Source organism: Pseudomonas sp. GW821-FHT01A09 (assembly GCF_058986725.1).
On sequence record NZ_JBYSWB010000021.1, the window covers coordinates 94,436 to 105,797 of the forward strand.

11 protein-coding genes are annotated in these 11,362 nt (G+C 60.5%); 6 read left to right on the top strand and 5 right to left on the bottom strand.

All coding sequences use genetic code 11. The features are described 5' to 3' along the window. Positions 1-2: 2 nt before the first annotated feature. Positions 3-554 carry a D-glycero-beta-D-manno-heptose 1,7-bisphosphate 7-phosphatase gene (gene gmhB, locus AC3WJP_RS21420; RefSeq protein WP_493724268.1) on the top strand — a complete coding sequence of 184 codons (552 nt, stop codon included), beginning with the start codon at positions 3-5 and terminating at the stop codon, positions 552-554. A 77-nt stretch (positions 555-631) separates the two neighbouring features. Beyond that, a complete protein-coding gene (locus tag AC3WJP_RS21425) occupies positions 632-1,405 on the top strand; it encodes a lysophospholipid acyltransferase family protein (protein ID WP_493724267.1) in 774 nt (257 codons plus the stop codon). Positions 1,406-1,589: 184 nt separating this feature from the next. Here AC3WJP_RS21425 and AC3WJP_RS21430 read toward each other — a convergent pair whose 3' ends face one another. The 3 genes from AC3WJP_RS21430 to AC3WJP_RS21440 all read right to left on the bottom strand — a co-directional run bounded on the left by AC3WJP_RS21430 (position 1,590) and on the right by AC3WJP_RS21440 (position 6,530). After that, a complete protein-coding gene (locus AC3WJP_RS21430; RefSeq protein ID WP_493724283.1) occupies positions 1,590-3,191 on the bottom strand; it encodes an MFS transporter in 1,602 nt (533 codons plus the stop codon). A gap of 128 nt (positions 3,192-3,319) precedes the next feature. Then, complete coding sequence (locus tag AC3WJP_RS21435; protein WP_493724266.1) at positions 3,320-4,984, bottom strand: GMC family oxidoreductase; 1,665 nt, start codon at positions 4,982-4,984, stop codon at positions 3,320-3,322. A 208-nt stretch (positions 4,985-5,192) separates the two neighbouring features. Then, positions 5,193-6,530: an MFS transporter gene (locus tag AC3WJP_RS21440; protein ID WP_493735691.1), complete on the bottom strand. Its 1,338-nt coding sequence runs from the start codon at positions 6,528-6,530 to the stop codon at positions 5,193-5,195. A gap of 246 nt (positions 6,531-6,776) precedes the next feature. On the opposite strand from AC3WJP_RS21440, the gene bkdR reads away from it, so the two are divergent. Then, complete coding sequence (bkdR, locus tag AC3WJP_RS21445) at positions 6,777-7,265, top strand: Bkd operon transcriptional regulator BkdR (RefSeq protein ID WP_493724264.1); 489 nt, start codon at positions 6,777-6,779, stop codon at positions 7,263-7,265. A gap of 72 nt (positions 7,266-7,337) precedes the next feature. Further along, complete coding sequence (locus AC3WJP_RS21450; protein ID WP_493724263.1) at positions 7,338-8,351, top strand: zinc-dependent alcohol dehydrogenase family protein; 1,014 nt, start codon at positions 7,338-7,340, stop codon at positions 8,349-8,351. Between the two features lie 3 nt (positions 8,352-8,354). Here AC3WJP_RS21450 and AC3WJP_RS21455 read toward each other — a convergent pair whose 3' ends face one another. Then, positions 8,355-8,825 carry an Lrp/AsnC family transcriptional regulator gene (locus tag AC3WJP_RS21455; RefSeq protein ID WP_493724262.1) on the bottom strand — a complete coding sequence of 157 codons (471 nt, stop codon included), beginning with the start codon at positions 8,823-8,825 and terminating at the stop codon, positions 8,355-8,357. A 196-nt stretch (positions 8,826-9,021) separates the two neighbouring features. Here AC3WJP_RS21455 and AC3WJP_RS21460 point away from each other — a divergent pair, with 196 nt between their 5' ends. Then, on the top strand, positions 9,022-9,474 hold the full coding sequence (locus tag AC3WJP_RS21460) for a hypothetical protein (protein ID WP_493724261.1): 453 nt from the start codon (positions 9,022-9,024) through the stop codon (positions 9,472-9,474). Here AC3WJP_RS21460 and AC3WJP_RS21465 read toward each other — a convergent pair whose 3' ends face one another. Beyond that, positions 9,475-9,984 (bottom strand): Lrp/AsnC family transcriptional regulator, encoded by a 510-nt coding sequence (locus AC3WJP_RS21465; RefSeq protein ID WP_493724260.1) that lies wholly within the window; start codon positions 9,982-9,984, stop codon positions 9,475-9,477. A 167-nt stretch (positions 9,985-10,151) separates the two neighbouring features. Between AC3WJP_RS21465 and AC3WJP_RS21470 the strand changes: the two genes are divergently transcribed. Next, positions 10,152-11,168: a 1-aminocyclopropane-1-carboxylate deaminase gene (locus AC3WJP_RS21470; RefSeq protein ID WP_493724259.1), complete on the top strand. Its 1,017-nt coding sequence runs from the start codon at positions 10,152-10,154 to the stop codon at positions 11,166-11,168. Positions 11,169-11,362 lie beyond the last annotated feature (194 nt).

Genomic DNA, 11,362 nt, shown 5'->3' on the forward strand with positions numbered 1-11,362 from the left:
CCGTGAAACTGCTGATTCTCGATCGTGACGGGGTGATCAACCAGGACTCCGACGCCTATATCAAGTCGCTGGAGGAGTGGATTCCCATTCCCGGCGCGATCGAGGCCATCGCGCAGTTGAGCAAGGCCGGCTGGACCGTGGCCGTGGCCACCAACCAGTCCGGCATCGCCCGTGGCTATTACAGCATCGCGGTGCTCGAGGCCATGCACCAGCGTCTTCGCGATCTGGTGCGGGAGCAGGGCGGTGAACTCGGCCTGATCGTCTACTGCCCCCATGGGCCGAACGACGGTTGCCGATGCCGGAAACCGCTTCCGGGGATGTTGCAAAACATTTCAGAGCATTACCATACGACACCGGCCGGTCTCTGGTTCGTTGGCGACAGCGCCAGTGACCTGGAGGCCGCCGTGGCCGTCGACTCTCAGCCAGTATTGGTGAAAACCGGTAAAGGCCAACGCACGCTTGGCAAGTCACTGCCGGCGGGCACACTGATTTTCGAGGATCTGGCCGAGGTGGCCAGAACACTTATCCACAACGCCGGCGCTTCCCACGCCTAGGCCGCGGGCAATCCATCGCCCCGCCCAGCCCGGAATCGCCGCCATCAGGCGGGCATGCCCGCAACGGTAATCACCGCATGGCCAATGTGCAGCCAATCAGGCTCGTCCTTTTTTACCTGCTGCTGGGCACCAGCTCGTTGCTCTGGTGCACGCTGAGCTTTTTCGTCGCGCCGTTCATGCCATTCCGCGTCCGGTATCGGTTCATCAACGTCTACTGGTGCCGCTTCGCGCTGCTGCTGACGCGCAGCATTCTGGGGATCAAGGTCAATATCACCGGCGCCGAAAACGTCCCGACCACGCCCTGCGTAATCCTCTCCAACCACCAGAGCACCTGGGAGACGTTCTTTCTCTCCGCCTACTTTCAGCCACTGAGCCAGGTGCTCAAGCGCGAGCTGTTGTACGTGCCGTTCTTCGGCTGGGCCATGGCCATGCTGCGGCCCATCGCCATCGACCGGGACAACCCCAAGGCGGCGCTCAAGCAAGTGGCCTCCAAGGGCGATCCGTTGCTCAAGGATGGCGTCTGGGTGCTGATCTTCCCGGAAGGCACGCGCACCCCCTATGGCCAGATCGGCAAGTTCTCCCGCAGTGGTACCGCATTGGCGGTGAATGCCGGCCTGCCCGTGCTGCCGGTTGCACACAACGCCGGTAAGTACTGGCCGCGCGAGGGCTGGGGCAAGCACGCCGGGACCATCGAACTGGTGATCGGCGCGCCGATGTATGCCGAAGGTACCGGGCCTCGTGCCATCGCCGCCTTGAATGACCGCGCCTACGCCTGGAACGAAGAAACCCAGCGGCAAATGGGCTCTCTCCCAGAGGTCCCGCAAGTGGTGGAAAACGCTAATCCGGTATAACGGGTCATCTGTGGATAACTTGTGTACAGTTTTTTGATAAAAATCATTATTTTTATCTAAGTAGCTGATTTTTAATGTTATTTCCCAGTGGTCTAAAAAACCGAAAAACGTGCATAAGTTTTTCGCGCAACAAAAAACCGGCACTCTCCAGAGCGCCGGTTTTTTTATTGTCGCCAGGTTTGCATCAGGCGTTGTCGAGGTCGACGTCTTTGGTTTCCTTGAGGAAGAAGATGTTCACTACCAAGCTCACCGCAGTGACTATCACGGGGTACCAAAGCCCATAGAAAATGTCCCCGGTGTACACCACCAGCGCGAACGACACCGTCGGCAGGAAGCCGCCAAACCAGCCGTTGCCGATGTGGTAGGGCAGGGACATCGAGGTGTAGCGGATCCGCGTCGGGAACAGTTCGACCATCACCGCCGCCAATGGCCCGTAGGTCATGGTCGCGATCAGAATCAGCGCGAAGATGATCAACACCACCATCGGCTGGTTGACCTGGCTGGCATCCGCCTTGGCGGGATACCCGGCAGTGGTGACTGCCGCGCGCATGGCCGCTTCGTCATAGCCATCGATGCGCGTGTTGCCGATGGTCACCGCCACGTTGGTGCCGGCGGCAACTTTTTCCGTGCTGTAGGGCAGGCCCGCTTTGACCAGGAAGGTTTTGACCTTATCGCATGGGCTGTCGAATTTGGCTTTGCCCACTGGGTCGAACTGGAAGGTGCAGGTCGAAGGGTCCGCCATCACGGTAATCGGCGATTGGCGGCTGGCTGCATCGATCTGCGGATTGGCGTAATGGCTCAGCGCCTTGAACAGCGGGAAGTACAGCACCGTCGCCAGCAGCAGGCCCATCAGCAGAATCGGCTTGCGACCTATGCGATCCGACAGCCAGCCGAAGAACACGAAGAACGGCGCACCGATCACTACGCTGATGATCAGCAAGGTGTTGGCCTGGGCGGCATCCATCTTGAGGATCTGGGTCAGGAAGAACAGCACGTAGAACTGCGCAGCGTAGAAGGTCACTGCCTGACCGGCGTTGATGCTGAACAGCGCGATGAGAACAATCTTGAGGTTGGGCCAGGAGCCGAAGGATTCACGAATCGGCGACTTGCTGGTCTTGCCCTCGGATTTCATTTTGCTGAACGAGGGCGACTCGTGCAGGCTCATGCGGATCCAGGTCGAAATGCCCAGCAGCACCACCGACAGCAGAAAGGGCAGGCGCCAGCCCCAGACTTCGAACTGATCTCCGGTCAGGTAGCGGCAACCCAGCACGACCAACAGCGACAGCAACAGACCCAGCGTCGCGGTGGATTGAATCCAGCCAGTGTGATGCCCACGCTTGCCAGGTGGCGCATGCTCGGCCACATAGGTGGCAGCACCACCATACTCGCCCCCTAGCGCCAGCCCCTGCAGCATGCGCAGGCATATCAGCATGATCGGGGCGGCGATGCCGATGGTGCCGTACGTCGGCAACAGGCCCACCGCGAAGGTCGACAGGCCCATCAGCACGATGGTCATCAGAAAGGTGTATTTGCGCCCGATCATGTCACCCAGGCGCCCGAACACCAGCGCGCCAAAAGGGCGAACCAGGAAGCCGGCGGCGAAGGCCATCAAGGCGAAGATAAACGCGGTGGTGTCGTTGACCCCGGCAAAGAACTGCTTGCTGATGATCGCCGCCAACGCGCCATAGAGAAAAAAGTCATACCACTCGAAAACAGTCCCAAGGGATGACGCGAAAATGATCTTTCTTTCCTCCCGACCTGCGGCCGCAGGATCGGGGGCGGCCATGGCCGGGTGCTTGTGGAGGTAGTCCGACATAGGTGATTTCCTTCGGCCCGAGGGCACAGTGCTTATTGTTGTTGTCCACTGTCGACTCAAGGCTTGACGGCCCCGAGGCTAAATCACAGCGTGGGTGTTCAGGTTTCCAAGGGTTCTGCCTCTCTCTTCTGGGTCGTTCCTGTGTCTACGCGAACGGAAGGGGCGCGTTGTGCCGCCAGTAATTGCGCGGCCTTTTCAGCGATCATCAGGGTCGGGGAGCAGGTGTTGCCGGAGGTGATGCTGGGCATGATCGAGGCATCGGCGACCCGCAGCCCTTGCACACCCCGGACCCGTAGCTGGTCGTCGACCACCGCATCAGCGTCATTGCCCATACGGCACGTGCCAACCGGGTGGAAAATCGTCGTGCCGATTCGCGCGGCCGCTTCGTGCAGCTGTTCTTCGGTCTGCAATTCGGGGCCCGGGAGGTACTCTCTGGGATTGAAGGCGGCCAGGGCCGGGGCGTTGACGATCCGGCGAGTCAGACGGATGGAGTCGGCGGCAACGCGCAGGTCGTCCGGGTGGCTCAGGTAGTTGGGGTCTATGGAGGGGGCGTGATCCGCCTCGGCAGAGACGATATCGACCCGGCCGCGACTCATCGGCCGCAGGTTGCACACCGAAGCGGTAAACGCCGGGAAGCTGTGCAAGGGTTCACCGAAACGCTCAAGCGACAGCGGTTGCACGTGGTATTCGAGATTCGCCCGGGTCTGTTCCGGCCCCGAGCGCACGAAGGCGCCCAACTGGCTCGGCGCCATGGCCAGCGGGCCGCTGCGATCGTACAGATAGCGCAGGCCCATGCCGAACTTGCCCCACAGGCTGTTGGCGACCTGGTTGAGGGTCCGGGCCTTGTCGATCTGGTAGATCAGCCGCAGCTGCAAGTGATCCTGAAGATTGCCGCCCACTGCTGGCCGCTCCACCTGCACTGGGATGCCCAGACGTTCGAGCAATGACCGCGGGCCGATGCCCGAGCGTTGGAGAATATTGGGCGTGCCAATGGCGCCAGCGCAGAGGATGATCTCGCCGCGGCATTCAAAGCGCTGTTGGGCTTGCTGCCAACGTGCACTGACAGCCACAGCGCGGCCTTGCTCGAGGATGACCTTGCTGACCTCGACACCGGTGAGCAGGGTGAGATTGGGACGTTTGAGGATCGGTCGCAGGAAGGCTTTGGCGGAGTTCCAGCGCACACCGGAACGTTGGTTGACCTGAAAGTAGCTGCAGCCTTCGTTATCGCCCGTGTTGAAATCATCGATGCTGGCGATGCCCGACTGCGCGGCGGCCAGTTGAAAGGAGTTGAGGATCGGCCATCGATAACGCTGGTTCTCGACCCGCCACTCGCCCTCGGCACTGTGGAAGTCCGAGTTGCCCTGATAATGGTTTTCGCTCTTCTTGAACAACGGCAGCACATCGTCCCAGCCCCAGCCGCGATTGCCTGCGGCGGCCCAGCCATCGTAGTCCGCCGCCTGGCCGCGCATGTAGATCATGCCGTTGATGGAGGAGCAGCCGCCCAGCACCTTGCCTCGGGGATAACTCAGGGCACGGCCTTGCAGTCCGGATTGCGCCTCGGTCTTGAAGCACCAGTCAGTGCGGGGGTTGCCGATACAGAACAGGTAGCCGACGGGGATGTGAATCCAGGCGTAGTTGTCCCGGCCACCGGCTTCGAGCAGCAGCACCCGCTTTGTCGGGTCTGCCGATAGACGATTGGCGAGCAAAGCCCCTGCGGGCCCGGCGCCGACCACGATAAAGTCGTACGGGGTGGAAGATGGCATTGAACGCCTCTTTTATTATTTTTTTACCCCTTAATCCTAGACCCTTGTGCGGAAAACGTGGCCGATGATTTTCACCCATCGGTTGTGCGTTTTTATCCAGGATGTGTCGTGCAGCTTATGGCCCTTTCGCGGGCAAGCCCTGCTCCCACAGTGAAAGGCTATACACCTGTGGAGCAGGGCTTGCCCGCGATGAGGCCACCAAAGCCAATCAACCAACCGAGCCTGCCAACGATCCCTCATCCGCATCCGGTAACGAACTGTGCAGCGATATCTTCGAGGTCTCCGGCAGCGCCAACCCACCCGCCAACGCCAGCAATGAAATCGCGATCAGGTAGTACGCCGGTGCCAGGTTGCTGCCAGTCATGCCGATCAACCAAGTCGCCATCAACGGCGCTGTGCCGCCGAAGAGGGTGTACGCCATGTTGTAGGTGATCGCCGAAGCGGTATAGCGCGTGCGGGTCGGGAATACTTCCGACAACAGCGCTGCGGTCACCACACCACTGAGTACCGCCCCCAGCGCCAGCAACATCACGCCGACGATGGAACCGGCAAAGGAGCCGGAGCTGGCCAGCATGAAGGCCGGGTACACCACCACGATCAAGCCAACGCCGGTGGTGAGAATGGTCGCTCGCCGCCCAACCTTGTCGGAATACGCGCCCGCCACCGGACACATCAAAGCGGCAAACACCAAAGCGATTACCGAGATCAACAGGGCAGTCGCACGGCTCAAGCCACCGGCGACCTGCAGGTAAGTGGTGAAGTAGGTGGTGAAGGTATAGAAGGACAGGGCGGTCAAGGACACGAACGCACCGAGGCAGCAGATCGCACCGCCCTGGGTCTTGAGGGTTTCACGCAGCGGCGAGTGCGCCACGGCATGCTCGTTGGCGACCGCCTGGAAAGCCGGTGTTTCATCCAGTCGCAAGCGCAGGTACAGCCCGACGATGCCCAGTGGCGCCGCCACCAAAAAAGGCACGCGCCAGCCCCAGCTCGCCATCGACTCAGGCGTCAGTGAGGCATCCAATGCGTAGGCGATGACTGCGGCGCAGGCGAAGGCGCTGAAGGTGGAAACCGGCACGAAGCTGCCATACCAGGCGCGTTTGGTCCGTGGCGCATGTTCCATCAGATAGGCACAGGCGCCGGCATATTCGCCACCCGCCGAGAAGCCCTGGGCGCAGCGGATGATGGTCAGCAGCAGCGGCGCGAACAGGCCGATCTGTGCATAACCCGGCAGCACGCCGATAAGCGTGGTCGCTCCGGCCATCAGCAGGATGGTCGTCGACAACACCCGCTTGCGGCCAATACGGTCGCCGAGCATGCCGAAGAAAATACCGCCCAACGGCCGGAATGCGAAGGCCACGGCAAACACCGCGAAAGTTTTCAGCAGCGCCACGCTCGGGTCGCCGCTGGGGAAGAACTGTGCGGCGATGACCGTCGCCAGAAACCCATAAACCGCAAAATCGAACCACTCGACGAAGTTGCCAATGGCGGCGGCGCATATCACCCGTTTAAGGGTTGCGGGATCAACCTGCTGTTCTGCGATGTTCATCATGCTGACCTCGAATCCGGATGATTGAGAATGAATAAAGGTTCATTCGATTATCGGCACCGCCTTCAAGCATGAATGCCAAATACCGGCATCCACATACCCAGGGGCGCGCAGGATCCGTGCCATTTGGTCGCAGACAGCAGTGACCGCGTGTGGCGCCCTGGCAGGGTGCATCATCAGCGGGCAGAAACGGGCAATTACAGTTAATCTGACCCTATTCAGGGCCAAAACAAGAATGAATGACTGATGAAAAAACTCGACCGCACCGACATCGGAATCCTCAATTCACTTCAGGAAAACGCCAGGATCACCAATGCCGACCTGGCGCGCTCCGTTAATCTGTCCCCCACCCCCTGCTTCAATCGCGTCAAGGCAATGGAGGAACTCGGGGTGATCAAGCGCCAGGTGACCTTGCTCGAACCCGACGTGCTCGGGTTGCACGTCAACGTATTCATCCACGTGAGCCTGGAAAAGCAGGTCGAAGGTGCGCTACAGCGATTCGAAGACGCCATCGCCGACCGCCCGGAGGTGATGGAGTGCTATCTGATGTCCGGCGACGCGGATTACCTGATTCGGGTGTTGGTGCCGAATATTCAGTCACTGGAGCGTTTTATCCTCGACCACCTGACCAAGTTTCCCGATGTGGCGAACATCCGTTCCAGTTTTGCCCTCAAACAAGTGCGTTATAAAACTGCATTGCCGCTGCCGCCCAATGGGCTGGTCATCGGCGACTGATTTCTATGCTGTTCCACGTGGAACACCTTTGCGAGAACGACGGCTTGCCGTCCTCAGCCTGGAGAAAGCTCGATGAAAGCAGTTTACGTCAACGGCCCCGGTGGCTTGGATAATCTCGAAGTTCGTGACATTCCAGACCCAGGGCAGCCTGGCCCGGGGCAGATTCGTGTCGCCCTGCACGCCACCTCCCTCAACTACCACGATCTGCTGGTAGCCAAAGGCGGGACCCCGAAGAAAGAACCGCGCTTGCTGATGGCCGATGGTGCGGGCGTGGTCGAAGCAACCGGTGAGGGAGTCGAGGAATTCAAGGTGGGCGATTCGGTGGTCTCTACCTTTTTCCCACACTGGCTGGACGGCCTGCCGACTTCCTCCGCCGGTAACTTCGCCGGCACACCAGGCGATGGCATCGATGGCTATGCAACCGAGTTCACCGTACGCGCCGCCACGGATTTCACCCACGCCCCGCAAGGCTGGACTCACGCCGAAGCCGCAACCATCACGACTGCAGGGCTCACCGCTTGGCGGGCATTGGTGGCGGACGGGCTGTTGAAAGCCGGCGACACCGTACTGACTTTGGGTACTGGCGGTGTCTCCATCGCCGCTTTGCAGATCGCCAAGTTGTTCGGTGCCACGGTCATCATCACCTCGTCATCGAACGAGAAACTGGCGAAAGCCAAAGCCCTCGGGGCCGACCATGGCATCAACTACAAAGAGCACCCGGACTGGGCGGATCATGTGCTCAAGCTGACTGGCGGCAAAGGCGTCGACCATGTCGTGGAGCTGAGCGGCCCCGGCACGCTCGGGCAATCCATCAAGGCCGTGCGTGTGGGCGGGCATATCTCTTTGATCGGCGTGCTGACGGGGCGCGGGGGCGAGGTCCCGACGTCGTTGCTGATGGCCAAGCAAGCGCGGTTGCAGGGGTTGATCGTTGGCACCCGGCGCCAGCAGCAGGAATACGTCGCAGCCCTGAACCAGGCTGGGATCCGCCCGGTGGTGGATAAAAGCTTCCCACTGGAAAAGCTCGGCGATGCCTTTCGCTATCAGGAGAGCGCCGGGCATTTCGGCAAGATCGTGGTCGAGTGGTAAGCCTTAAAAATCCAGCAAACCGTCGCTCTTCACTTCGTTGAGGACGAAAAAGGTGCGCACCTGACGAACGCCTGGCAGCGCGATGATCTGCGCGTTGTGCAGTTGGTTGAAGGCCGGCAGGTCGCGCACCCTCAGCTTCATGAAGTAATCCACATCGCCGGCCACGAGCCAGCATTCGAGCACATGGGGCAGGGCACGTGCGGCGCTCTCGAAGGCGGCGAAACTGTCCGGCGTCGAGCGATCCAGCACCACGCCGATCAATACCACCGTGCCTTGCTCCACTGCGTTGGGGTCGATCAGCGCGTGTACGCTTTTGATCACACCGTTATCGAACAGGCGCCGGGTGTAGTTCCAGCACGCGGTGGTGCTAAGGCCGACCTGCTTGGCCAGCTCGGCATTGCTCATCCTACCGTCGGCCTGCAGGGCGCGAAGAATCTTCCGTTCGTAAGGGTTGAGGTCGGTGGCTTGCGTCATGGCAATCGATCCTGATCAGGCCCGCAGGTGCTGGAGTTGCTTGCAATGATCCTGCCGAATATCCATGCCCGCGGATCATTGATCCTGTCGCTCCTTCCAGCGGAGGCTGAACAACCTCCCGAAACCGCCGCCATTAAAGGTATGAAATTCTTTCGGTCTTTGCGTACTTTCAGGGCAGCCCATTCGGAGGTTCAGCATGTCGATCACCTCGCTCAAATCACAGTGGATCAAAGCCCCGAACCCAAACGTCGCCCTGGTATTGGTCGAGGGCAACCGCATGCCCCAGCCGCTGGCCTCGGCGCTGCACGCGGCCATTGAGGGCTGGGAGCAGGTGGCCTACCTGCACATAAACGATGCCGATGGGCTGCAGCGTGACTGGCTCAATGCTGAAAACCAGAGAATCGGATTCGACTCGAACTGCGAAATCGGCGCTGTGCTCAAGGCGCTGCCGCACCACTGCGTGCTGCTCGATCTCGAGCAGGATACCGGCGGGCAACTGGCGTGGCTCGGTTCGGTGTGCGGGCATTCGCTGCGCTTTATCGAACTGCAATCGGGCGTTGCCGATGTGGACGCACAGTTGCAGCGCATCCTCGATACCGCCCGGGAGTTGGTGAAACACCAGCTGCAGGATCACTTCTCGATGTGCTGATCAGATCGGCAGCAAGGTGGTCGACAGCACCTGCCGCAAGCCCATGAACGAACGGATTTGCCGCACGCCCGGCAGATACAGCAACTGCTCGGCGTGCAAGCGGTTGAAGCTGGCATTGTCGCGGGTACGCAGCAACATGAAGTAATCGAATTCCCCCGTCACCACGTGCAGCTCCATGCAGCCGGATACCTTCTGCGCGGCCGTTTCGAAATCCGCGAACGACTGCGGCGTCGAGCGATCCAGCACCACGCCGATCAGAATCACCATACCGACATCCAGCGCCTGGGGGTCGAGCAACGCCACGATGCCCCGTATCAACCCTGCCTCCTTCAAGCGCTCGACACGGCGCAGGCAAGCGGGTGGGCTGAGTTTTACCTTCTCGGCCAAGGCGACGTTGGAGATCGACGCATCCTTCTGCAGGGTCTTGAGAATGGCTCGATCGATGCGGTCCAGCTCAAGCGCCGCCGTGGTTGGGCCCGCGGCGCGGTGACTTTCATTTATTGCTTTCAAGCGACCTCCTGCCGAACAAAAAACGTTACTCATGGATTCCAGCTAATTAAATGCGAAAAACAAGCCACTAATCGCAACCCGCTTTTTTGCCGTTTCTCATAACCTGTCGTTGTTGCCGCGCAGTCTTTTGCGCCGCCTGGATACCCTTTCGAATCAGGAGCCACAGCATGAATCTCGAGAAATTCAAGCGCTACCCGCTGACCTTCGGGCCATCGCCGATCACCCCGCTCAAGCGCCTGAGCGCACACCTGGGTGGCAAGGTCGAGCTGTACGCAAAGCGCGAAGACTGCAACAGCGGCCTGGCCTTCGGCGGCAACAAGACCCGCAAGCTGGAATACCTGATACCGGAAGCGCTGGAGCAGGGCTGCGATACCCTGGTGTCGATCGGTGGCATCCAGTCCAACCAGACCCGCCAGGTCGCGGCCGTGGCGGCGCACCTGGGCATGAAGTGCGTGCTGGTCCAGGAAAACTGGGTCAACTACTCCGACGCCGTGTATGACCGCGTCGGCAACATCGAGATGTCGCGCATCATGGGTGCCGACGTGCGCCTGGATTCGGCCGGCTTCGATATCGGCATCCGCCCGAGCTGGGAACAGGCCATGAGCGATGTGCGGGAAAGCGGCGGCAAACCCTTCCCGATCCCCGCCGGTTGTTCCGAGCACCCCTATGGCGGTATCGGCTTCGTGGCCTTCGCTGAAGAAGTCCGCGAGCAAGAAAAGGAGCTGGGCTTCACGTTCGACTACATCGTCGTCTGCTCGGTGACCGGCAGTACCCATGCCGGCATGGTGGTGGGCTTCGCCGCCGATGGTCGGGCCAACAAGGTGATCGGCATCGATGCATCGGCCAAGCCGGAGAAGACCCGCGAGCAAGTGCTGCGCATCGCCCGGCATACCGCCGAAATCGTCGACCTGGGGCGGCCGATTACCGATGAGGATGTGGTGCTGGATACCCGTTACGGCGGCCCGGAATACGGACTGCCAAGCGAAGGGACGCTGGAAGCGATCCGCCTGTGCGCACGGCTGGAAGGGGTGCTGACCGACCCGGTGTACGAGGGCAAGTCGATGCATGGGATGATCGACATGGTGCGCAATGGCGAGTTTCCCGAGGGCTCGAAAGTACTGTATGCCCACCTTGGTGGTGTGCCGGCGTTGAGTGCTTACAGCTTTATTTTCCGTAACGGGTGAGGGTGATCAAGCCGCTGGATCTGCGGTGATGCTGATGACGCCTTCGCGGGCAAGCCCGGCTCCCACAGGGTTCCATCTGTAGGAGCAGGGCTTGCCCGCGGAGGGCCGGCTCCTACATGTGGGAGATTCTATGGTTTTCAACAAGCCAGAATCGGTGCTTTGGATTGGTATTCGCTCTGGTTTTTCAACAGGGC